This window comes from Paenibacillus polysaccharolyticus (genome assembly GCF_023714295.1).
Taxonomy (GTDB): Bacteria; Bacillota; Bacilli; order Paenibacillales; family Paenibacillaceae; genus Paenibacillus; species Paenibacillus polysaccharolyticus_A.
Genome location: NZ_JAMAUN010000001.1, coordinates 1765219 through 1788506, shown reverse-complemented (window position 1 = coordinate 1788506; position 23288 = coordinate 1765219). Strand labels below are relative to the sequence as shown.

Genomic DNA, 23288 nt, shown 5'->3' with positions numbered 1-23288 from the left:
CGGATTCGTTCAAATTTCCATCTTTTCGTGACTCATCCATAATTTCATACGGGATAACACATCTTTGATATTCAACGGTTTACTGAGGTAATCCGTGGCTCCGGCAGCGATACATTTTTCCCGGTCTTCTTTCATCGCTTTTGCTGTGAGTGCAATGATGGGAATCTGGATCAGACCGAGTTTCTCTCGAATCCGACGGGTGGTTTCATATCCATCCAGTTCTGGCATCATGATATCCATAAGAATAACATCCGGTCTGAGACCTCCCTGCTCTAACAGCTCCAGACATTCCGTTCCATTCTGAGCAGAGGTCACTTGCATACCGTATTGCTCCAATGCATTTGCAAGCGCATATACGTTACGAATGTCATCATCCACGACAAGAATCTGTCGATCCCTGAATAACGATTCTTCCAAAGGCGTTAGCAAAATCTCCATATTCTTCAGTTCCGGCTCCACATGAGGTGATGAAGGGTTGATACGTTCTTCTGCTGTAGCACCAACTGTCTCATAAACAAACAATCTTGAACTTTGCTCCTCCTGCGGAACCTCTTGAGCTTTTCTATACAGCGGAAGAAACAGCGTAAACACACTGCCTTGGCCCAATCGGCTCGTTGCCGAAATTGAACCGCCAAGTAATGAAGCCAGCGATTGAGAGATAGACAGCCCTAGTCCCGTACCGCCATATTTACGAGCCGTTGCTCCATCAGCCTGTTTGAATGCCTCAAAGATCTGGAGAAGTTTATCCTCCGCAATACCGATCCCCGTATCACTAACGGAAAAAGCAATGACTTCGGTTTCTTGACCTGCGTGTTCAGGGTCAGTAAGACGCACCTGAGAAATGGTTAGTGCCACTTCCCCTGTGCTGGTGAACTTAAACGCATTCGAGAGCAGATTTCTAAGAATCTGGTGCATCCGCATTTCATCGGTTTCAATCGTAGCCGGAAGAGGACCTTGTAGCTGAATACGAAAATCTATTTTTTTCTGTTCAGCCGTTTTCAAGAAATACTGATTCATCACTTCAGGCAACGTGTCGAGGTAAACATCATCAAATTCCACTTCCATCTGTCCAGCCTCAACCTTCGACAGATCGAGAATATCGTTAATCAAGTTAAGTAAGTCTTTGCCCGATCTGTGAATAACGGCTGCATAGTTCTGCTCCTCACCGCTCAAATGATGATGTTTGTTTTCCGCCAATATCTCGGACAGAATCAACATGCTGTTCAGAGGTGTGCGCAGCTCATGCGACATATTAGCCAGAAATTCGGATTTGTATCCCGAACTGATTCGCAGCTGATGAGCAGTTGCTGCAAGTTCTTGGGCCGCATTCTCCGCCGTGCCTTTCTGACTCTCCAAGCGTTCATTTAACATGGTTAACTCTTCCGTTTGCATCTGCAATTCTTCAGTCTGAGATTGCATCTCCTCGGTTTGGAGCTGCAGCTTCTCGGATTGTGCCTGTAACTCTTCGTTCAGTACTTGTGATTCATCGTAAAGGTGCTGTAGTTCCATTCGCGTAACTGTAGAATGAAGCGAAACGCCGAAAATGACCGTTAATTCCTTGATCAACTCCATGGCCTTCTCGGTTAATGGCTTCATGGAAGCGAGTTCTACTACAGCAACGGTCTTTCCTTCAAACAGGATGGGTACAACGGTAAGCGAACTCGCTGAGGCATGACCCAGACCGGACGAGATGCGAATGTAATTCTGCGGTAAATCATTCATTCGTAACACCCGCTGCTCAATCGCACTCTGACCGACTAACCCTTCACCAGGGGCAAGTGATATTTTCCCGAGCGAGCGTTCCTTCTCCCCATCTCCTGCATAGGATGCCACCCGGAACAACCGATTGTCCTTCCAGTGATACAACACGCTGTACGGAATCTCCAACATCGTTGCAAGTTCACTCAGGAACAAACGTGATAAACCTTCTAATGTGGTAGGGTTTTGGAAAAGAGTAGCAACACCTGTAAGTTGATCCTTCACCCGGTTTTGCTCTTGTACTTCATCCAGTAGTTGATTCGCTTCATGTGCGAGATCAGCCACTTCATCTCTAGTTCGTACACGTATACGTTGCTTCAAGTTGCCGCCTTTCGAAATATCGCTGATCGTTTGCTTCACCGCTTGAAGTGTACTCACGATGTTGCCTGATACAATGAAAGCCGCGGCGATGGATAGTGCTGCGATCAGACCCCAAAGGCTATACATGATTGTCAGCAACGTTGAGCTACGGCTTGCCAAGTCCGTTACCCTTGCTTCTGTCAGTAAAATTTCGGTGTTACGGAAAGTAGCCAGCTGGGAGCGAAGTAGATCAATTTCCGTTTTCCCCGGATCGGACTGAAAAAAAGAGAGAACCTTATCCTGATCCCCTTCTTTCTTGAGCTGAACGGAACGTTCACCGGCAATTTCAATCCAGCGGTTGATATGGGATTTGATATTTTGCAAGCTTTGCTGTTGTGCGGGATTATCACTGATCAAGGCGTATAACTGATCGTAATTCGTATTCCACTCGGAAAGACCTTGATCATAAGGCTCTAGATAACTTTCCTTTCCAGTAAGCATGAACCCTCGCTGTCCTGTTTCCATATCGAGTACGTTTTTCTCAATCGCGTTGGTCAAATTATGTACATCCAGATCATGATGACTAATAAAATCATTTTCCTTCTGCAACACATCGATTTGGGCCGAAAGGATCAGTAGCACTACACCAAATAAGAGCACAACCACAAGATAGCCCAATACAATTTTGGAGCGTATCGTAAATCTTCTCGTTTTAGACAACGTGGAACCCTCCAAATATAGATAAATGCTGAATCATTGCATGAAATCTGTTGCACTAGTATTTTATATGTATAGATATCAGCTGACAAGCAAAATATGTGATTCCATAAGAAAAACGACCTGCTTTGCAGGCCGCTTTTCCGGGACTTTATTCATAGATGTTTATAATTGACACAATATAGGAGTTTAAAATCAGTTTAAGCCTTTGGTGTAATCATTTTAGCCGGGTCTACATATTGATCGAATTGTTCCTCTGTAAGAAGCCCGGTTTGTAACGCAGCTTCCTTCAGGGACAAACCTTCTTTATGTGCAAGCTTAGCAATTTTAGCTGCATTCTCATATCCAATATGAGGATTGAGTGCAGTGACCAGCATAAGCGAGTTATCCAGATTGTGTTTGATCTGATCCAGGTTCGGCTCAATACCCACAGCACATTTGTCATTAAATGCAACGATGGAGTCAGCGAGCAACTGTACAGACTGCAGGAAGTTATAAATGATGACAGGTTTGAATACGTTCAGTTCAAAATTACCTTGGCTTGCCGCGAATCCAATCGCCGCATCGTTACCCATCACTTGTGTCACAACCATCGTGATCGCTTCGCTCTGTGTCGGATTCACTTTACCTGGCATAATCGAGCTGCCCGGCTCGTTCTCAGGGATACGAATCTCACCGAGACCGCTACGTGGACCGCTTGCGAGCCAGCGTACGTCATTGGCGATTTTCATCATATCCGCTGCAAGCGCTTTTACTGCACCGTGAGCATACACCACTTCATCATGGCTGGTCAGAGCGTGGAATTTGTTTGGCGCAGATACGAAATCTTTACCTGTATGTTTACCAATCTCCTTAGCTGTAAGATCACCGAAGTCAGGATGCGCGTTAATTCCGGTTCCTACAGCCGTACCCCCAATCGCAAGCTCCTTCATGTACTCTACGCTTTCGCGGATCATACGTTCACTCTTACCCAGCATAGCTTCCCAGCCACTAATCTCTTGCCCAAGCGTAATCGGCGTTGCATCCTGAAGGTGAGTACGTCCAATTTTGATGATATCCTTAAACGCTTCCACTTTTTCCGCAAAAGTCGCTTTCAACACCGCAATCGCTGGCAATAACTGATCCTCCACCGCAAGAACGCCCGCTACATGCAGCGCTGTTGGGAAGGTGTCATTGGAGCTTTGCGACATATTAACATCATCATTCGGATGCAGGCGCTCTTCTTTACCTTTTTGCTCCAGCAGCTGGTTACCCAGGTTAGCAATGACTTCATTCACGTTCATGTTGGATTGAGTACCGCTACCCGTCTGCCATACCACGAGTGGGAAGTGATCATCAATACGTCCTGCAATAATTTCATCAGCCGCATAAGCAATCGCATCTGCTTTCGCCGCTGATAATTTGCCTAATTTATGATTACTGGCCGCAGCACTTTTCTTCAAAATGGCGAGAGCTCGCACCAATTCCATCGGCATATGCTCGCGTCCAATAGGGAAATTTTCCTTACTGCGCTGCGTCTGAGCGCCCCACAGCCTGTCGGCTGGTACTTTCATTTCGCCTAACGTATCTCTCTCAATGCGGTATTCCACTTGCTTGTCCTCCTCCAAAATGTTGGTCTGGGTCTCTACAAAGCTTGTGTATCTCGTCATATTATACATGATTTACGAACAGGTTTTCACCTTTTCGACAAAATTGTAAGCGTAGCGCAAAACGAATAGGTCAGAAGCAAGTTCAATCTATCCCGTTTTATTTTTGAGCAGCAATCGGATACAAACGGCTGGTTTGTTCATAGAGTTCACCTGGTTGTAATCCAACGAGACCACTCTCTTCTGCGGAAATCCCTTCCACATTCGGAGCATTAACCAGATTCATCTGTGGTTCCGGACAGAAAAATTCATTGCAGGCATTGTTGTTCCAGATCATCCAATGTTTATAGGACGTGCCTACATCGTACACCAGTTTGTCTCCTGTGCGATGATCTGTCAGTTCCATGTAATTGCGGCCATTTTGCGGCTCGGCGGTATAGTGGTTATCCATCGCTGCAAAAAACGGACTAACTCCGCCCTGTTTAAGCTGCTTTTCCTCCGGTGTAAGCGGTTGAAATTGTCCTGTCGGTAGCGAACGCTCGTTTAATTCACGGCGCTGGCCAATCGTCACTTTGGCTGTATAATCCGAGGACTGACTGTCCGGAGCAAAAGGAACTTTAATTGCTGTATGGAAAGCAAACAGGTTCGGCATATATTCTGTGCCCGTATTGTTCACAATTAACTGCTGCTGCAGACCATGACTGCTCAGAGAGTAACGAAGCGTTACACTGAAGGTGAACGGCAAATATTTGTAAAAAGCATGGCCTTCTCCAATGTTTTGGCTGAGTGTGACATAACTCTCCAGATCATTAGAACCGAATCCCTCAACCGTCCACGCCACATCATGCAAAAATCCGTGCAGATGGTTGCCTGTCGCGGGTTCATTAATCGGTAATTGATAGACTTTTCCATTCCAAGGGAAACGACCGTCTTCATATCGATTAGGAGGAGACAGAATCGGAATACCGTACACGGCAGGAGCCGCCATGAATTCATCCATCTGATCCTGATCCGGTTCGCGCAGGTAGCTGTATCCTTTTTCCGTATCCCGAAAAGCTACCAGGTTCGCGCCAACGCTTGGAATCACCGCCGCTTCAAATGAACCAAAGCGTAGCCATACCGCGGGAATGCCGCCAAATTGCTCTTCAAACGCTGTATTCTGTTGTGTCATCGTTATATGTACCTCCTGCATACTAAGGTTATATTATACGGCTCGACTATATCATGATTGCGCCTAAAAGAACAATCTGAGATCGAGAACAAATTAAACAGGCAAGCGCAAAACAAAAAGACAGCTGCACGATCAGCTGCCTTGATCACTCTTTGTTGGTCTTCATCGCTCTTCAACTCACTCACGAGTAACGGTCTATGTTTTCTCATTCTACATACTTACCCTGCTTGGGTACCGTATCTTCTTCAAAATGCATGTCGAGATGCCGGAGTGATTCATGTAACATCTCCCCGCTTAACACATGTCCATGCCCTGTCACAACCGTTCTCGGCTCCAGTTGCCTGATACGCTGAACCGATTCATGCGCTTCCTCCCAATCCGTTGTAAAATACGCCGGAGGGCCGTGTAACTGTTTGTCCTGAAGCAGAACACTCCAGAGCGACTCCTGTTTGACCGAGACAATCGCATCACCCGCAATCAGTAATCGATCTGCTTCGCGGAACAAGGATATATGTCCCGGTGTATGACCTGGCGTATGAATCCAGTTCCAACCCTTTGTGCCGGGCACCGTATGATTTTGGGGTAGACTGAATATCCGATCATCCAGATTAATGGCTTCGTTCGGATACGTAAAAGACAACTGCGCCATGAGGCCTCCACCCACAGAAGGGTCCGCCGGAGGATAATTTTTCAAACCTGTGAGATAAGGTATTTCAAGTGGATGCGCGTACACCGGCACTCCCCAGAATTGCTCCAGTTCAATTACCGTTCCCACATGATCAAAATGACCATGCGTTAAAATAATGGCAGACGGCGGGCCTTGAAAACGCTCGGTTGCCACATCAACAATGTGATTCGTGAATTTTGACATTCCTGTGTCCACGAGGACCCAGCTCCTGCTTCCCGGTTTTCCAATGAACACGACATTCACAAAAAGGGTACGCAAGCTCAAAATATCAGGAGCAACTTCCTCTACGCTGGTCATTCCTGATGTAATCAGATTGTCAAATGCCATTCACGGTTACCTCCCATCAGGCGAATTGTCTCTCTGGTTTAGTTCATCTCGTAGACTTCCCTTTTCTGGAATATCTATTCGGAATCTCGGAAATAAAAATAGACGGCGGACACCCTTCCCAGGGCACACACCGTCTAGTATAGTCAGGTAACTCGGACAATAGAACAAGAATATTTACTTTACATTAAGCCGGGTAAGCATCCAAGGCTGCATCCAGCAATTGATTGTACAAATCATCATCATTTTCGAGCAACTCGTCCATTTTCAGCAACTCTTCCTCATCACCCGACTGTTCCGTGAAGTGCAAGCTGTAGTCCCAGTCCTTGCCGTTCTTGCTCATAAACGTAATTTCATATACGGATTTACCACCATCTGTCTTGAACACCGTGCTACCTACGAAACTTTTTTCATCCTCACGACGCATTTCTGCGCGAATAATTTCAATACTCACTTTTATACTCTCCTTTAATCTCTCGTTTAAAGCCTCACTTCAATAAATCTTCGATTCAAGCGTCCAAAAAACTCTCTTTTGGTGCTTTTCTCCAACTTTCTGGCAAAGCTGTTTGGTAATTATTATTGGTTAATTGTACAATATATATCGTAGCAACGTATACATTATTCAATGAAGGCCCTATGCTGAATCCTCATTAACTTCAAAGAGGACTATAATAGACCGCCAGCTACGATATTCATATCACATTGGAGGAAAAAATAGCATGAACAATTTTGAATCGAATCTGCAACAATATGCTGAACTGGCTGTCAAAGTAGGTGTCAATGTCCACCCTGGACAAACATTAGTTGTAAATGCGCCAATCACGGCAGCTCATTTTGTACGATTGATCGTTAAAGCTGCGTACAACACGGGTGCAAAACTGGTCAAAGTCAACTGGAGTGACGAAACGGTTACTCGACTTCACTATGATCTGGCGCCGGATGAGGCATTCTCGATCGAACCAAAATGGTTCGCAGCTGAAATGACAGAACTTGTTGAAGAAGGCGCGGCAATCTTGCATGTCATCGCGGAAAATCCGGATCTGCTGAACGGAGTGGCACAGGAGCGCATCGTAACCAGCCAGAAAGTGCGCGGCAAAGCGCTGGAGAAATATCGTGCCTATCAAATGGCTGATAAATTCAGCTGGTCCATCGTAGCTGTCCCTTCTCCTGAATGGGCTGCTAAAGTATTCCCGGATCTGCCTGAAGCGCAGCAAGTGGACCGCCTGTGGGATGTTATTTTCAAAACGGTACGGATTGGTGAAAAAGATGCTGTCGCTGAATGGAAAACGCACCTGCAAAACCTGGACTCCCGCGCAGATCTGCTGAACAGCAAAAAATATAAAAAACTCCACTACACCGCGCCAGGTACGGATTTAACCATTGAACTTCCCGAAGGACATATCTGGGTATCAGGAGGTAGTGTAAACGAGCAAGGACATGTATTTATTGCCAATATGCCTACAGAAGAAGTATTTACTGCACCACTGAAAACGGGTGTGAACGGTACTGTTCGCAGCACAAAACCGCTTAGTTACGGTGGCAATTTGATTGACGGCTTCTCCCTCACATTTGAGAATGGACGCATTGTTGATTACACTGCTGAGCAAGGGCTTGATGCACTGAAGAACCTCGTCGAAATGGATGAAGGTGCACATTATCTAGGCGAAGTTGCCCTTGTTCCACATCAATCTCCAATTTCGGATACGAACATTCTGTTCTACAATACCTTGTTTGATGAGAATGCATCCAATCACTTGGCGATCGGAAATGCGTATGCTTTCTGTCTGGAAGGCGGCAAAACGATGTCTAAGGAAGAGTTGATCGAACATGGCATGAACTCCAGTCTGACTCACGTTGATTTCATGATTGGTTCCGGTGAGATGAACATCAATGGTGTCACTTCGGAAGGTGCGGAAGAACCGATCTTCGTGAATGGAAACTGGGCATTCTAATATGCTCCATGCATAGAGAGGAGATTTCTCCTCTCTTTTCCTGTGTCTGAATTGTACTCATATTTAAAGATTATGGAGGGACATTCGATGTTGAGTTTTGAACAAAAGCTGGATCGATACGCTGCACTCGCTGTCAAAGTTGGGGCAAACGTGCAACCGGGGCAGATTTTTGTCATCAATGCCATGATTGACGCAGCACCGCTCGTGCAACTACTGGTACGCAAAGGATATGAAGCCGGGGCCAAACAAGTTATCGTGAAATACTCCGATGAAACGGTCAACCGTCTTCGCTTTGAAATGGCTCCTGAGGAGTCCTTCGATCAACTTCCCAAGTGGCATGCGGCAGAGATGGAGGAACTCGCAGAGAATAATGCCGTTTTTCTGACGATTTTATCTTCCAGCCCTGATCTGATGAAAGGCATTGATCCGGCTAGAATCTCGGCGAACCAGCGCTCCTTTGGTCAGGCGATGGCTAAGTATCGTCAATATCTGCAAGCTGATAAAATGAGCTGGACGGGCATTGCTTGCCCTTCACCGGATTGGGCGGCCAAGGTGTTCCCTGATCTCCCACAAGCAGAACAGATGAATCAGCTCTGGGATGCGATCTTTGCCGCTGTACGCGCGGATGTTGAAGATCCAATCGCTGCGTGGGAACAACATATCGAAAGTCTGGAGTCACGAGCCGTGGCGCTCAATAACAAGAAGTACCACGCACTGCATTACACCTCCCCAGGCACAGATCTCACGATTGAGCTCCCTGAAGGACATATTTGGGCGCAGGCTGGTAGCGTAAACGCACAAGGTACACCTTTTGTAGCCAATATTCCAACGGAAGAAGTGTACACCGCTCCAGCGAAATACGGTGTGAACGGCACAGTGGCGAGTACCAAACCGCTAAGTTACGGCGGTAGCATTATCGATCGGTTTACCCTCACATTTGAGAAGGGACGGATTGTGGACTTTCATGCAGAGGAAGGTCAGGAAACGTTGGAACGCCTCATCTCCATGGATGAAGGTTCTCATTATCTTGGCGAAGTTGCGCTTGTACCGTTCCACTCTCCAATCTCGGAAAGCGGCATTCTGTATTATACAACGCTGTATGATGAGAACGCATCTTGCCATCTGGCAATTGGCAGTTCGTACGCTTCCAATATTCAAGGAGGCAAAACGATGTCTCCGGAAGAACTTAAAGAACGGGGCATGAACGCCAGCATTACCCACGTGGATTTCATGATGGGCTCTTCGGAGACTGACATCTATGGCATTACAATAAGTGGTGACCGAGAACCGATTTTCCTAAAAGGAAATTGGGCATTTTAAAAAACTTGTATGTAACCGTGAATGCATAGCTTTAACTAACATTACTTTAAATTGTACAGGCGATTTTGCACCATGAATTCCATGGTTTGCATAATCGTCTGTTTTTTCTTTTTCAGCAAACGTCAAACAGGGTCGGAACTCCCTCTTTTCAAGGCTGTAATCAGGTCTATCGGACATTGTAACGTTTCCATAATCTGTTGTAAAATGTAATGATACCAATGTTTGTGGACTGTTGACCAGAAAGGAGAACACCATGGCCAATCGGCTCCAGCTTTTACTTGCATCCGATTTTCATCAATTAGGACCTGTACTTCAGGAAGAAGTCTATTATGAGTACTATAATATGGTGTATGGACTAATCGTATATATCATCAAGGAACGTGCAGCGGCAGAAGATATTATTCAGGAAGCTTTTATTAAAATCATTAAAAATAAACCCCTCTTCGAAGACGAGGTTAAACTTAAAGCCTGGCTCAAAGTCGTCACTCGGAATACCGCAATTAATTATTTGAGAAAAAATAAAAATAACCGTAACCAACTGGACACGGACAGTGTTTTTATAGATATAGAGACCATGAACCAGACTGCTGTTTCGGTCGAAAGCATGGTTGAGACGCAGATGATGCAGGAGTCCATCGAATGTTACCTCTCTCAATTAAAACCCGAATATCGCGTACTTGTTGAGCTACGGTGGAAAGAAGGCTTTTCTTATCGGGAAATCGCTGAGTTGTTGAACACGACCGAAGATATTGTTAAACAGCGTTTATTCAGGGCACGTGGCAGTATCAAGAAGAAATTACATAAGGAATGGGGTGGAAGCATTGAGCAAAGGCAAGCAAAATAAGCTTGAACAGCCATTCGATTCAGGTCTGGAAGATGAATATTTTAATGCAGCGTTTGAGCAGGCGTTTAATGAAGCTTTCCAACAAGCTGCCTCCGCCCCTTCTGCCTCTCGTACGGAATCCATGCATCAATCTTGGCAAAAGGTACAGAAGGAGATTGAAAGAATTGGCGCACGCAAACGTAAACTGCGCACATTTAAACTTTCAGGCATCGTGGCGGCGTCCGTGACCATTGGAGCGGTTCTTTTCAGTCTACCCTCAGGAACACAAGCCGTATCTCCTATTGTTCAATCGATCAAAAATTGGGGGAATGGCATGAAATCAATTATGGTTGAAGAAAAATCTGTAAACTTGAGTCCTGATCCTTCTACCGCCAAAACACCGCCACCACCTGACCTTGAATCGAGCACAATTATCCATGATGAAGCGGAAGACATTCCTGCCTTTGAACTCGACAAACATGTTTTCCGCCCCGTTGCGGTTACGGAAAAGATCGCTCGTGATGGATTTATCGGTGAATTTATTATATCCAAAGCCATTCCTGCCCGTTTTGACAAGATAAAATATGAACTCGTACTGGATACAGAGAATCCCGTCAATCCTGACAACTATTACGAGTCCGATATGATGAGGGTGAAATACTCCATCCAGGGTAAAAGTGATACAGACGAGCTTATCCAGTTCGATTATGAATACGTTAAGCCAGGGCAGTCTCTTGAGAAAACATCACTGCAGAAAAGCACTGTTGTGAAGCTTGCAGATGATAGTGAAGCACTCATGTATGTGGGACCACCCTTCAATTCTATTCAGTGGATGACAGGTTCTCTAAGTATGAGTCTGTTTGGAACCGTGACTGAAGAGGAGATGATTGCAATCGCCAACGATTTTCTGGAGCAAAATTCTCCTGCCAAATCAAAATAAATTAAAACAATACACTAGGTGATGTATGTGTAGACTGATCCGATGTCATCCCATCATGAGCAGTATGAACACTAGTGACACGATAATAATAACCGGATGTGATCTCCCAATCCGAATTGGATCGAAGAAGATTCGTTTGGGTCTGTGTTGAGGAGCTACCTGCGAACGTTACCCAAGCTGTGCCTGTCCAGCGCTCCAATCGATAATTCACAGACAAGGTTTTCATGTCTTTGAATGTTCTAGTCGCTGTTTTTACGATGGCAAGAAGTCCGTCTCCGCGTGTTAATGTACAAGTCGCCTGATAGATATGTGCGGGTTTAGCAGCCCTTGATTGGAGGAAATACTCCTGAGGTTTGAGTGGCGGCGGAGCAGTGCGCGCTCCCGACGTCACGTTGATGATCGGACTTGCAACTGCGGACGATTCTGTAGGCAGAACAAGAATAACTGGCGCAGTCAAACCCAGAATCAGACCTACTTTCAAGATTGGCGTACGGCATATTTGTCTGCTTCGTCTTAGGATATTATGCATCTTCATTCCTCCCCAGCCTTGTTTTAATTTTTGGTGTAATCTATTAAACGGACGGAATGGATAACTGGTTTCAAAAAAATAAGGACGCCCGATGGTTTAATCGGCAGCGTCCTTTCATCATTTTCCTAATTAACAAAAACGATGAAACCTAAATTAATCCATCTCGTATGATGAAGAATAGGCTTTGTTCGGCGGAATCTAAATCTACTTTATGCAAGTAACATCATCATCGTCTAATTACCTGATTCGAACGATTTGTTTATTCTCTATAGCATATACCTGATCGGCGACGTTCTCGACCAAACGTGCATCATGTGAGATGAAAATAATTGTGCCTGCATAACTTTTCATTAAATGCTCTAGCGCCTCCATTGCAGGAAGATCAAGAAAATTACTCGGCTCATCCATAAGCAAAACATTGTATCGGCCAAGCAACAACTTCGCCAGCTGCAACTTCATCATCTCGCCGCCACTTAATACCGCCAACTGCTTGCGCACATCATGCGGAGAAAACCCTAGAGATGCTAATACAGCTCGAATCTCCGGCAGTTGATAGTCACAGTTCTCCTGTATGAATTCGATGACGGCCTGATTGTGGTTATGTGTGTATGCTTGTTGTGCAATATAACCGATCTCTGCCTTAGGCGATATGATGATGCCCTGTTCACGGTTCAAGATCATGTTAAGCAACGTTGTTTTTCCTGCACCGTTCGCACCTGTCAGCGCAATCTTACCCCCAAGAGGGAATTGAAAAGACGCGTTCTCCAAAATGACAGTCTCACCAAATACTTTGTTCATCTCATTTCCTATAATCGGAAATGGATTGTGAAGTTCTAACGCATGACTCTGACGAAAGTGAATCGTACGATTCGCCTCCGGTGCTTGGACATCCCCTAACGCTTCAATGCGCTGTTCCATATTTTTGGCGGCTTGATGAAGTTTCTTTTGTTTACTCCCCGTAGATTTCTGATGAGCAAGTCTGCCACCGTGATCAGAGCTATTTTTCCTTGCAGTCCCTTTCTCTTTCTGATCGACTTTCCGAGCCTGATTTCTTTTTTCAGTTATCGCTTTTTCCAGTCGTTCTCGTTCATTCACATATTGCTGATACTGGATTTCCTGCTTTTTCTGATTTTCATTCTTCTGAGCCAAATAATCGGAATATCCACCCCAATACTCCGTAATCTTCCCATCCTTCAGTTCCCAAATTTTATCAACCACTTGATCAAGAAATTCCCGATCATGACTGATAACCAGCAACGCTCCCGTATAAAAAGAGAGCTGATGGATCAAGAAATGGATTCCTTCCGAAGCGAGATAGCTCGTGGGTTCATCTGCAAAAATGCCGTGCACTGAACTGGACAAAGCCTGAGCAATTTTCAGCCTTGTTTCCTGTCCGCCACTCATCTGCTCAGCATCTAAGCGGTCTATTCCAAGCTTACCCGCTAATGCATAATCCACATCGCTCTGAGCCCCGCCCTGCTCCATCTGCGGGATATAAGAAAAACTGCCGTTCCTCACAACTCTCCCATAAGATTCGGGAATCTCACCCAGTAACACTTTTAACAATGTGCTCTTGCCCGCCCCATTGGCGCCAACCAAGCCGATCCGGTCATATTCATAAAGTTCCAAATGTTCAATATTGAATACCTCACGGCCCGCATATTCCACAACAATCTCTTTTGCTTTAATTAACATACTCATTATAGGTTCCTCCTTCAAAAATCGCAGTTTTCACGCTCGCAGGATGACCTGCGATTTAAGAAAGGGATTTTATATAAAGAAATACCAATGCATATGGTTCATAAGCCTCCTCTCCTTTTTAGCTACCCATTTGGGGGGATAATAAAAAATGCAGATTTGAGTCCACTTGTGGACTCAAATCTGCATTACTCACGTATAGAAGACACTTCGAATCAGCATAGCACAAATAAACTACCCCATTCGAAACCTATGTCTCTCCATACGTAAAATAAGCAAATCAAAAAAGCCCACGATTGTGGTAAAATCCGCTTTTTTTGACCTGCTTATCGAAGCCGTATGGAATGAATCATAGGAACGAGCCTCCTCTTCTTTTATTGAATTGAATAATACCATGAGGTTCTTCCAGCGTCAACCAGGTACAGAAACTTGTTGGGAGCAATCAAAAAAGCCGCTACATAATAGCGGCTTACATGAAAGGAACTTTTCAAGAACTTTAAAGAAACGTTGGTATACTCAAAATCATGAATTTCATGCTCACTGAGAAGCTATGCCCCTGCATCTTCAACGAGCATTTCAAGCTTCATCACATGTACACGCGAGATTCTTTTGTGTTCCGTCTCCTCAATAATAAACAAATATCCATCATATTCAACGGATTGGCCAATTTCAGGAGGAATCGCATCCACTCTGGAATATAACCAGCCGCCAATCGTATCGTAATCCGTTCGATCCATCTCGATACCGAATCGTTCACTAACTTCTTCAATCAGCATTAATCCGTCAATCGAGTATTCCATCTCATTCACTTGTTCAATGGTCGGACGCTCCTGATCGAATTCATCCTGAATCTCACCAACAATCTCTTCCATGATATCTTCAAGCGTGACCATGCCGGAGGTTCCCCCGTATTCATCGATCAGAACAGCAATTTGTGTTTTGCTACGCTGCATACGCTTGAGCAGATCACTAATTAACGTCGTATCGGGCACAGCCAGAATCGGACGAATCACGGATATGGTGTCTGTTAACTGTGAACGCATCAGATCCTTAATGTGAATAAAGCCGATAATATGGTCCTTGTCTCCGTTATATACCGGATACCGGGTACGCATGCTTTCGCTCGCAATCTCCATATTTTCCAGCATGGACTGATTGGCGTTGAGACAGATCATTTCCGTCCGCGGAATCATGATTTCACGGGCGGTTGTATCCGTAAAATCAAATATATTATCAACAAGTGCTAATTCAGTGTTATCAATTAAACCGCTCTTATTGCTTTCTTTCATGAGAATACGTATTTCATCTTCACTATGCGCTTCATCCAGTTCTGAAGCAGGTGCCATCCGAAACAATCTGAGCAAGGCATTAGCCATGCCGTTCAGCACCCAGATAAACGGATACATCAATTTGTAAAAAAAGGTCAGCAGTGCCGCAGACCACAGTGTAATGGCCTCTGACTTGCGGATTGCCATCGTTTTGGGAGCCAGTTCACCCAGGACAATATGCAAAATCGTAATAATGACAAACGCAATGACAATCGAGATGCCATGCACATATACCGGACCCAGTCCAAATGCCGTAAATACAGGCTCCAGCAGTCGTGCAATGACGGGCTCTCCCAGCCATCCGAGTCCTAGTGAAGCTAACGTAATGCCTAGCTGACAAGCTGACAAATACGCGTCCATATTACGAATAATGTTTGACGCATATTTCGCATTTCGATTACCCGCTTCTACTAAAGCCTCAATTCGGCTACTCCGCACCTTGACCATTGCAAATTCTGCCGAGACAAAGAAACCATTCATTAATACCAGTAAACCAATTAAAAACAAGCTCATAATACTCGGTAAGGGGTCACTCAAATGTTCTTCCTATTCGCCGTTATCGTTCGGCAAATAGGTCCACCTCCTTCGAAAATGTAGGATATTAGCCATTCTGCCGTTCATATGCAATTTCAACTTCCCAATGCTTCCACCTCCTGCTGTTTACGCCATAATAACATGGATATACTTCTTTTATTATATAATTCTACACTACACAGTCAATCCGTGTCCTATGACACCTAAAAGGCCAAATCGACATAATTCGTTTACAAAAGTAGTGATTTCGCTGTTTTATTCACATTTTATAAATTCAGGCAGTCAACTTTTCTTTTCCCGAAATACCTCTTTGACTACGGTAAGAAATGCCTGTACTGCAGGAGAAACATATTCCGTTGCCGGGAAAGCAAGCGTGTTAGAAATAAGAAAGCCGCCCCAAGTAGAATTATTCTACACTCGGGACAGCTTTATCATGCTTCCTTGTTTTTAATTGAGACTCGAACGATTCTTACTTCTCGCACAGCATCTTTTCAGCCGGGTTCCAGCGCCACGTCAAATGATGACTCTCAACATGTAGGCCACCGACCCAATATTCCTTCTCACTCAAGATACTCCAATCCATTTCACCATTCAACGCCTGAACGCCCAGTTCCGTCAACGACATCACAGCATCACGAAATGCTTGATCATACTGGTTATACTTCGGAAAACTTGCCGCTCCTGTCATGCGGATAAGTGCAGCCGGCCCTTCCGACATCCGCTTCAGATGTGCCCAGTATTCCAGATCACCCATGCCGAGCAAATGCAACTTATCTCCTACCTTACGAAACAGGTCATGCGGACGATGAATACCCGCTCTGATGGTTTCCAATGTTATCTCTTCAATACAACCCAAGCCATTGGTTACGGAAGGCAACCTGGACAGATGCGCCTCGAATGCTGCTTTTGCAAATGGGAGTTCATTCATTCCGGACTTTAAGTATTCTTGATGCAACCAAATGTCAGATGAACTGTACGCTTCCCAGAACTGTTTTCCAGCCTGAAGTTCCTGTTTTTCAATGACATGCCAGTTGCCTGACAAACTTCCGATCTGCTTGGGAGTAAGCTGTCCCAGTCCTCTGAAATGCTCTACCTCGGGGTACGAATCGATGCAAAGGAGATTCAGACGTATGTTCTGTAGATCTTGTCCGCTAAAATAATGTAGCAAATAGGATAACATCGTTTGATCATAAAGGTCATACTCGAACCATAACACTATCTCTTTATACTGCTGTAACGAGCGAAGCTTCTCATCTAATGACTCAATCTGCAAATACACCTTCTGCGGTATGCCCAGTTCCTCTTCCAACACAACAGCACGATGCTGACGTGCGCTCCTGTCCGCCATAGCTGTAGTTACAGGACCATACGTGTACAATTCCCTCCAAACGAGAATGTCTCCTTGTATACCGCTTTCGCGTAAGCGATTGGCCGCATGATCCCCATTCATAATATGCAACATGCCTTTTCCTCCTTCATGAAGTTCATTGAACACGGATGCCAGATTTCGTATAGGCAGTGAACGCTTGAGTTTTGTTCGGGCATCAAACAGCCTTTTCTTTAATGCAGATACATTCACATCAAGAAAGTCCGATATTTCTTTGAGCGTGTAGCCTTGAAAATAAAACAGCTCCACCACAACTTGCATCGATGATGGCAACTGGGCAATTGAACGACGTAGCGTTTCCTGCAACTCCTTCTGGATCGCTTGAGCTTCTGGATTACGGGTCTGATCTTCTTCAAGGAATACAGTCTCTACTTCTTGCATAGGAACCACCGAATGCCGCTTGCGTCTGAGCCAGCGATAACATTGCCTTTCAACAATGATTTTGAACCATCCCGGAAAAGCTTCCGGCTTCTCCAATTTGAACAGATTGGCAAATGCTTCGGTAAACGCCTCCTGAACAACATCCTCCGCGCCATATGCATCCTGTAACTGCTGATAGGCCACGGCAAGTGCCATTCCTCGAAAATGCGTCACCAGTTGCTCATAAGCTTCCGTTTCTCCCTGTATTGCTCCTTCAATCCATGATTTCAATACCGCGGACTCCCTTCATCTGTCGTTCATTACTGTCTGAACTTGTATATCTATTGCTTCACTTTTGTGTTCTCATATGTAAGTGCCTTGAACTCTTGATTAGGTTACTTTATTTTCGACTACAAATGCAAAAGCCGTCCTGTCTGCAGATGTGAACTGCATTCAGGACAGCATGGATAGACTTATGTGTTGGTATTAACGGAGAATTAACGTCTGCTTGGCGCTTGTGGATAGTTGCCAACAACGCCCGGATATTGATACAGCAATGGCTCATCAAACGTTGCATAGTCGAAGTTAACCATCAGCAACATGATTCTTCTGCCTGTTTTAGGATCACTGATGATGATGTGGTCACGTCCAGCTGCTTCGATAATCCCTTGGAAAATACGAGCATTCCACTCTTTGTTTCCTTCGTATGTCATGTAGAATGTACCGAATTTACCCAGGTTTAAACGTAAAATATTTTCGATGTATGATTGCTCAAACTGTGGAGCTGTAGTGGAAACGACAGTTCCTGACGGTGTCATTGGGCTTCCACTGGATACCAGAGGCGGTACACTGGTCGAGCTTGGAGATACCATCCCAGGTGATACCATACCAGGTGTTGGTGCCATCGACGGCATGCCATTACCGACTTTGTAAGATGTTCCCTGAACTTGAGAATTCGCTTGTGCTCCTAGCACCGAATTTGCTTGTGCGCCCAATACGGAATTGGCTTGCTGCCCCATAGTTTGAGTTGGTTGATAAGGTGTGTTAATCACGTTAATTCCTCCCTGAATATGAAAATTGGTAATGGATTAATAGACGTCCGGACAGTCTTCTCCTGTTGGACTAAAGAAACAATGCGCCTTGAAACGTCCCGTGTTGGGTTGGTTATACCACGTCGCTGGGCAATCTCCAACCGGCCGGAAAAACCATAACGAGTTACTTGCCGGCCAGAAACGCTCCCCGTTAATGACCCGTTGTGCGAGCCGAATCTCGGATTGTCTTGCCCGCTGATAGAAGTATCCCTTCTGCGTCGACTCAAAGCCCCCCGGATTCTGAAAGACCATGCGGTTCATATCACGGATGTTGCCAAAATCGAGACAGTCCGCCAGCACACGATTCACGCCAACATTGCCTACCAGCAACATGCCTTGTTCCCCGTCACCCTCGGCTTCTGCTCGCATTAGTCTAGCCAGGAGCTTGACGTCTTCCGAGTTGGTCTTAATTACTGCCATCGTCTGTTCCCTCCCTTGTAGCAGCTGTTCATCACCGTACATCGTATTGTGCAGGAGCCTATTCGGTGACACTATTCCAGATTTTTTCCATAAAAAAAGCCCGGAACCTCACGCAAAGTGAAGTCCCAAAGCCTTTTCTAACTAACACAAATTAATTTTGCTATGCTCTTGAACCCTGTTAAGGTTTGGCTTCAATCCAGTAATCATATGCATGGACCAAATTGCCTTTGTAAGCCTTGTATTTAGAGAGCAGGTCTGGCAGTTTGATGAGCTGACTCTCCATCTCCTCGGCTCCTTTTTCGTGAAATGAAATATGTGTACCTTCAAAATTTTCTTTCATTTCGACGGAAATGAGCAGTCGTTTACCCAGACGATCTGCAATCTCCATTTCCTGACTTACGACTGCAGCGATCCCGTTAGAGCCTTCTGCAGTGTTACGGAATGCCATCAAGGATACATGATCCAGCGTATCAATCATGAACTCGGCAACAGAGATATCTTTACCTGGGAGCGGATAGGCATCCAGCCACACCGCAAGATCCGCACTGGTTTCAAGGTTACTGTCCTTCTTCGTTTCTTCTTGGAAATAGGCGATATTCGATGCCCACTCACTCAGCAGTGTATTCCGGTTAGCCTCCCATTCGGGCAGCGTATACGGCTCGATATCCAGATGGATGCCCTCGAACCGCTCGTCCGGTTCCACTTCGGCATTGTAGTTTTTCACATAATCGATCAGTCGTTTGATCCGAGGACGATTCTCCTTTTTGCCCCAGATCGGATGTCCACCCATCGCATGAACTTCGATCCCCTGAGCTTTCGCTCTTTTTACAAAACTGCGATAACTGGAGTAGGGCTGATCCAGATCAAGCCGGACGTATAACCAGTTAATCTTTTGCTGCTTGGCAAAAGCCAGAATGTAGTCGCCGCCATCATCCGTCACTTGTGAAGCCTCCCAGATATAGGTGCCGCGAATTTCAGGAGAGCTCGGAGACGGGTTTACTGGCTTTTCTGGCCATGGTTGTTCTTCTGGCTCCAGTTCCCCCCAATACGTCAAATCATGGACAGCTGAACCGGCATAGGACTTATGTTCCCGAAATGCAGTTGCGACCTCTTGGAGCGCATTCTCCAGCTGCGCTGAGCCTTTGCCCGCAAAACTGGTAAACTCTTCACCTGGCATCGGCTTGGTGTTTACTCCCACGGTAACACTTGTCCCGCTCGCGTCTGCCCACTGCATCTCCTGTTCAATTAAACGAATAATTCCGTTACTTCCTTGTGCATTATCCCGGTAAGCAAGCAGGGTCACATGTTCTACATTTTGAATAAACCAGTGTGACAATGCTTCGTTATCTGCATCATCTGCTGTACGATCACCCTTGACCGTGTATGAATCGAGCCAGAAAGGCAGATCTACATGCACGGCTATTCCGCCATCCTGTTTGGCCTGATTTAAAACCATTTTCATATTACTGATCCAGGATTGCACCAATGGTTTGGCGTCTTCCTTCCATGCAGGCAACACGTATGGTTTAACATCCAGATGGATTGCATCAAAACGTTCACTTGCTTCCACAGCCTGATTGTAATCCTGCACCCATGAAGTTAATCGAAGCATCGGACCCTCGCGGCCTTGAACACCCCAGGAAGGGTCGCCACCCAGTGCCTCAATGGCAATACCTTCACGATCCGCTTTGGCAATAAATGCTCGATACACCTCTTTGGATATGGTCGTGTCTACGTTTACATACAGCCGATTAATCTTATGTTTAGCCGCATTTTCCAGCAGCTCATCTCCTGCACTCTTAACAGACTGTGCCTGCCATACCCAGGCAGCCCGTATATCCACATCTTCAGCTGTAGCAGGTGACTTGATCCCGATCATTATCATTCCTCCGATCAGTAATAACAGCCATAATACTTTCCGGGACGTTTTCCCGAACATACACTCCCTCCATTCCTGTTCTGTTGTAAAATCACATTCATTATAGCAACCGACTTATCAAAAACAAATAAGCCCAAGTGCTTAACTTGGGCTTATTCCAGCTTCGAGGAGCTCTGAAGAACAGTTTCAGGTCGATGTCCCGGTTCTAGTCCTCATATATCATTTTTCGAGTCATACCACCGTCAACTACTAGATTAGTCCCTGTGACAAAGGTATTAGCAGGGTCGGACAAATACAGACAGGCTCTTGAAATATCCGATGGCACGCCAACCCTTCCGGATGGATGTTGCTCATGGTCTTCTGCTTTAAGTTTGGACACGTCTCCAGTCTCAATCCAGCCGGGACTGATACAATTGACCCGAATTTGGTCCTTACCAAGTGAGACTGCCATCGCATGTGTCAGCGCTGTAATTGCACCTTTTGATGCGGCATATGCCTCGCTATTCGGCTCAGACATTCGTGCACGAGTTGAAGCCATATTTACGATGGCGCCGCCATGTTCATTTTTTTTCATATGCCGGGCCGCCTCCCGACTTGCCAGAAAACAGCTTCTCACATTCGTACTGAGCACATCGTCCCATTCGTCCACTGTCAGATCGTAGGGCGATTTCCACCTGGACACTCCAGCATTATTCACCAGTACATCAACCTGCTTGAACTCTTTCACCGTGGTCTCGAACAGTTGCTGGATATCTTGCTCCTTCCGTACATCACACTGTACAAAGATCGCTTCGCCGCCCTCATTGCGTATCGAAGCTGCCGCCGCCGCTCCCTCGGCTTCCTGAACATCGGCAAGCACGACTTTTGCCCCGGCAACCGCATAAGCTTCTGCAACACTTCGCCCAATTCCCTGGGCGGCTCCCGTGACAACAACAACCTGATCTGTAAATGACATAACCATATTCCTCCTCTGATAAGAATCTCTGTTTTGTCTAGTTTGGTTTGATATACGGTACTTGTTTCCTCGTTCATTACTTATCGATTTTCCTCTAACTCTATACTTATATACAAACACGTTCGTCCCATTAAGAAACGCTTGTCCCCGAATCCGTCAAAAAAAGCTTACGCCATTCGGGCGCAAGCTACTCCATTTTAAACCTCTTTTAACCTCGTAAACGTTCAGTGTACAGACGATTCGTGCGTTCAAATCCAATATACCGGGTTCCCTTGAAGGATAGCCGTCCTTCATCCCCTTCGGCACACATCCCATACTCTTCGCCATTCACTTTGAATTCCAAGCGGTCACCGCTCTCTACTTCAAAAGTGACGTAATACAACGTTCGTGGGGCATTTGTGGTGCCGGATTCGGAAGGCGGCTGGCTCATCTTTACCCGTCTGCTAGTGATGCGAGAGTGTACAGTCAGCAGAGGCTCTGCATTGTTTCGCCCCCATCTCCATACTTCTTTGCCCATTGATAACAGCACGATACCCAGAATCAGGACAAATGCCACCGGAAAGACGGTTCCAAACAAATCAAACATCCAGGATGATTCAATGCCCATGTCTCTCCCCTCCGTTCATACTTAGGACAGCCGGAGTCTTGACCCGTCTTCTGTAATGTATATGCGGACGAACACAGAACTTGTTAACCTGATGAAATATTTACATCGTGTATCTCAGGTGGAGCACCGATTATATTTTGAACATACTCAGCCATGCTTCAACCGTGCTATAGCACAATTTATTACGCAGATTTATTTAAAGAATCAGGTTTGGGCTCAATCACGATATAGGAGTTGCGGCTGAATGGCAGCCATGTGTTCCATAACGATTCCAGTTCATTTACGCTTATCTGTCGATTGTACTGCGTTTCATCACAATTTCGCTTGAAATCCAGTGACTCCGCCAGATAAAAATGACTTTCATCATACCCGACAACAGGCACAAAGTGCAAAAATCGCCGGTCCGAATGAACCCTGATGAACAGAATGACAGGCACGCCGCGGCTGATCTGCTTCTTTAACGTAGTGACATTACCACGCAAATACGTTGCAGGGTACCCGAGTTTTTTGAAAAAAACAATTATCGCTTTTGGATAAAAGGTGCCATCCAGTAATTTGCGCGGATACCTCCGATAAAGCTCATCTCCTCCGGATTCGATACCAAAATGCCTTAGCACATATGCACTGGAAAATGCAGCACATTCGACGTTCTTCTGTACCTCCGTCCTGTTGGGGGACGAAATGAAGTATGTAGAGGGTACTTTGACGCTGTACATATGATCTTTCTTTGGAAGGCTGTAATAGCGATAAATTAAACAGATGATTGCCAACCATATGATGGTGTTGAATATCATTTCGAACCTTCCTCCTCCCAATCACTGGACAGTAAGCTGTACGTAAAGATGTTTTCATAGTGGTTATATAACCACTGAGCCTGTCTGGAAGTTCCTTCATTTATGACTTGAAAAGAAAGCGTGCAAA

The 23288-nt window shown here is 45.5% G+C and carries 19 protein-coding genes; 4 read left to right on the top strand and 15 right to left on the bottom strand.

Annotated elements, in window-relative coordinates; genetic code table 11:
• Window positions 1-9: 9 nt before the first annotated feature.
• From M3629_RS08195 to M3629_RS08175, 5 genes are all read right to left on the bottom strand, one after another.
• Window positions 10-2778 (bottom strand): CHASE3 domain-containing protein, encoded by a 2769-nt coding sequence (locus tag M3629_RS08195; RefSeq protein ID WP_251504011.1) that lies wholly within the window; start codon window positions 2776-2778, stop codon window positions 10-12.
• A gap of 197 nt (window positions 2779-2975) precedes the next feature.
• A complete protein-coding gene (gene fumC / locus M3629_RS08190; protein WP_251504008.1) occupies window positions 2976-4364 on the bottom strand; it encodes a class II fumarate hydratase in 1389 nt (462 codons plus the stop codon).
• Between the two features lie 157 nt (window positions 4365-4521).
• Entirely contained in the window at window positions 4522-5532 is a 1011-nt protein-coding gene (locus M3629_RS08185) for an aldose 1-epimerase (protein WP_251504006.1), read from the bottom strand.
• A gap of 205 nt (window positions 5533-5737) precedes the next feature.
• Window positions 5738-6547: an MBL fold metallo-hydrolase gene (locus M3629_RS08180; RefSeq protein ID WP_154983466.1), complete on the bottom strand. Its 810-nt coding sequence runs from the start codon at window positions 6545-6547 to the stop codon at window positions 5738-5740.
• A 184-nt stretch (window positions 6548-6731) separates the two neighbouring features.
• Window positions 6732-6998: a hypothetical protein gene (locus M3629_RS08175; RefSeq protein WP_244159485.1), complete on the bottom strand. Its 267-nt coding sequence runs from the start codon at window positions 6996-6998 to the stop codon at window positions 6732-6734.
• A 265-nt stretch (window positions 6999-7263) separates the two neighbouring features.
• Between M3629_RS08175 and M3629_RS08170 the strand changes: the two genes are divergently transcribed.
• The 4 genes from M3629_RS08170 to M3629_RS08155 all read left to right on the top strand — a co-directional run bounded on the left by M3629_RS08170 (window position 7264) and on the right by M3629_RS08155 (window position 11579).
• Window positions 7264-8496, top strand: coding sequence for an aminopeptidase (locus tag M3629_RS08170; protein ID WP_221789463.1), 1233 nt, complete (start codon window positions 7264-7266; stop codon window positions 8494-8496).
• Between the two features lie 87 nt (window positions 8497-8583).
• Window positions 8584-9816, top strand: coding sequence for an aminopeptidase (locus tag M3629_RS08165; RefSeq protein WP_251504003.1), 1233 nt, complete (start codon window positions 8584-8586; stop codon window positions 9814-9816).
• A 253-nt stretch (window positions 9817-10069) separates the two neighbouring features.
• Window positions 10070-10660, top strand: a complete 591-nt coding sequence (locus tag M3629_RS08160; protein WP_251504000.1) for an RNA polymerase sigma factor — start codon at window positions 10070-10072, stop codon at window positions 10658-10660.
• Window positions 10638-11579, top strand: a complete 942-nt coding sequence (locus M3629_RS08155) for a hypothetical protein (RefSeq protein WP_251503997.1) — start codon at window positions 10638-10640, stop codon at window positions 11577-11579. The genes M3629_RS08160 and M3629_RS08155 overlap by 23 nt, the downstream gene beginning before the upstream one ends.
• A 1-nt stretch (window position 11580) precedes the next feature.
• Here M3629_RS08155 and M3629_RS08150 read toward each other — a convergent pair whose 3' ends face one another.
• The 10 genes from M3629_RS08150 to M3629_RS08105 all read right to left on the bottom strand — a co-directional run bounded on the left by M3629_RS08150 (window position 11581) and on the right by M3629_RS08105 (window position 23161).
• Window positions 11581-12108 carry a hypothetical protein gene (locus M3629_RS08150; RefSeq protein WP_251503994.1) on the bottom strand — a complete coding sequence of 176 codons (528 nt, stop codon included), beginning with the start codon at window positions 12106-12108 and terminating at the stop codon, window positions 11581-11583.
• 237 nt (window positions 12109-12345) lie between these two features.
• A complete protein-coding gene (locus M3629_RS08145; RefSeq protein WP_251503992.1) occupies window positions 12346-13809 on the bottom strand; it encodes an Msr family ABC-F type ribosomal protection protein in 1464 nt (487 codons plus the stop codon).
• Window positions 13810-14354: 545 nt separating this feature from the next.
• Window positions 14355-15647 (bottom strand): hemolysin family protein, encoded by a 1293-nt coding sequence (locus tag M3629_RS08140; protein WP_090916546.1) that lies wholly within the window; start codon window positions 15645-15647, stop codon window positions 14355-14357.
• A gap of 490 nt (window positions 15648-16137) precedes the next feature.
• The gene (locus M3629_RS08135; RefSeq protein ID WP_251503989.1) at window positions 16138-17706 is read right to left on the bottom strand and encodes a sigma-70 family RNA polymerase sigma factor; all 1569 of its coding nucleotides are present in this window, start codon (window positions 17704-17706) and stop codon (window positions 16138-16140) included.
• Between the two features lie 206 nt (window positions 17707-17912).
• Entirely contained in the window at window positions 17913-18329 is a 417-nt protein-coding gene (gene gerQ / locus M3629_RS08130; protein WP_429350506.1) for a spore coat protein GerQ, read from the bottom strand.
• A gap of 174 nt (window positions 18330-18503) precedes the next feature.
• Entirely contained in the window at window positions 18504-18926 is a 423-nt protein-coding gene (locus tag M3629_RS08125; RefSeq protein ID WP_251503986.1) for a cell wall hydrolase, read from the bottom strand.
• A 178-nt stretch (window positions 18927-19104) separates the two neighbouring features.
• On the bottom strand, window positions 19105-20865 hold the full coding sequence (locus tag M3629_RS08120) for a hypothetical protein (RefSeq protein WP_251503983.1): 1761 nt from the start codon (window positions 20863-20865) through the stop codon (window positions 19105-19107).
• A 145-nt stretch (window positions 20866-21010) separates the two neighbouring features.
• A complete protein-coding gene (locus M3629_RS08115; protein ID WP_251503980.1) occupies window positions 21011-21760 on the bottom strand; it encodes an SDR family NAD(P)-dependent oxidoreductase in 750 nt (249 codons plus the stop codon).
• A 208-nt stretch (window positions 21761-21968) separates the two neighbouring features.
• A complete protein-coding gene (locus M3629_RS08110) occupies window positions 21969-22367 on the bottom strand; it encodes a DUF2500 domain-containing protein (RefSeq protein ID WP_251503978.1) in 399 nt (132 codons plus the stop codon).
• A gap of 182 nt (window positions 22368-22549) precedes the next feature.
• Window positions 22550-23161 carry a C39 family peptidase gene (locus M3629_RS08105; protein ID WP_251503975.1) on the bottom strand — a complete coding sequence of 204 codons (612 nt, stop codon included), beginning with the start codon at window positions 23159-23161 and terminating at the stop codon, window positions 22550-22552.
• Window positions 23162-23288 lie beyond the last annotated feature (127 nt).

What these genes read in the sequence shown, in the direction of transcription:
- M3629_RS08185 (WP_251504006.1), bottom strand. Translation starts at nt 5,532, where the DNA reads ATGACACAACAGAATACAGCGTTTGAAGAGCAATTTGGCGGCATTCCC.
- M3629_RS08180 (WP_154983466.1), bottom strand. Translation starts at nt 6,547, where the DNA reads ATGGCATTTGACAATCTGATTACATCAGGAATGACCAGCGTAGAGGAA.
- M3629_RS08170 (WP_221789463.1), top strand. Translation starts at nt 7,264, where the DNA reads ATGAACAATTTTGAATCGAATCTGCAACAATATGCTGAACTGGCTGTC.
- M3629_RS08165 (WP_251504003.1), top strand. Translation starts at nt 8,584, where the DNA reads ATGTTGAGTTTTGAACAAAAGCTGGATCGATACGCTGCACTCGCTGTC.
- M3629_RS08160 (WP_251504000.1), top strand. Translation starts at nt 10,070, where the DNA reads ATGGCCAATCGGCTCCAGCTTTTACTTGCATCCGATTTTCATCAATTA.
- M3629_RS08150 (WP_251503994.1), bottom strand. Translation starts at nt 12,108, where the DNA reads ATGCATAATATCCTAAGACGAAGCAGACAAATATGCCGTACGCCAATC.
- M3629_RS08145 (WP_251503992.1), bottom strand. Translation starts at nt 13,809, where the DNA reads ATGAGTATGTTAATTAAAGCAAAAGAGATTGTTGTGGAATATGCGGGC.
- M3629_RS08140 (WP_090916546.1), bottom strand. Translation starts at nt 15,647, where the DNA reads ATGAGCTTGTTTTTAATTGGTTTACTGGTATTAATGAATGGTTTCTTT.
- gerQ (WP_429350506.1), bottom strand. Translation starts at nt 18,329, where the DNA reads ATGCCGTCGATGGCACCAACACCTGGTATGGTATCACCTGGGATGGTA.
- M3629_RS08125 (WP_251503986.1), bottom strand. Translation starts at nt 18,926, where the DNA reads ATGGCAGTAATTAAGACCAACTCGGAAGACGTCAAGCTCCTGGCTAGA.
- M3629_RS08120 (WP_251503983.1), bottom strand. Translation starts at nt 20,865, where the DNA reads ATGTTCGGGAAAACGTCCCGGAAAGTATTATGGCTGTTATTACTGATC.
- M3629_RS08115 (WP_251503980.1), bottom strand. Translation starts at nt 21,760, where the DNA reads ATGTCATTTACAGATCAGGTTGTTGTTGTCACGGGAGCCGCCCAGGGA.
- M3629_RS08110 (WP_251503978.1), bottom strand. Translation starts at nt 22,367, where the DNA reads ATGGGCATTGAATCATCCTGGATGTTTGATTTGTTTGGAACCGTCTTT.
- M3629_RS08105 (WP_251503975.1), bottom strand. Translation starts at nt 23,161, where the DNA reads ATGATATTCAACACCATCATATGGTTGGCAATCATCTGTTTAATTTAT.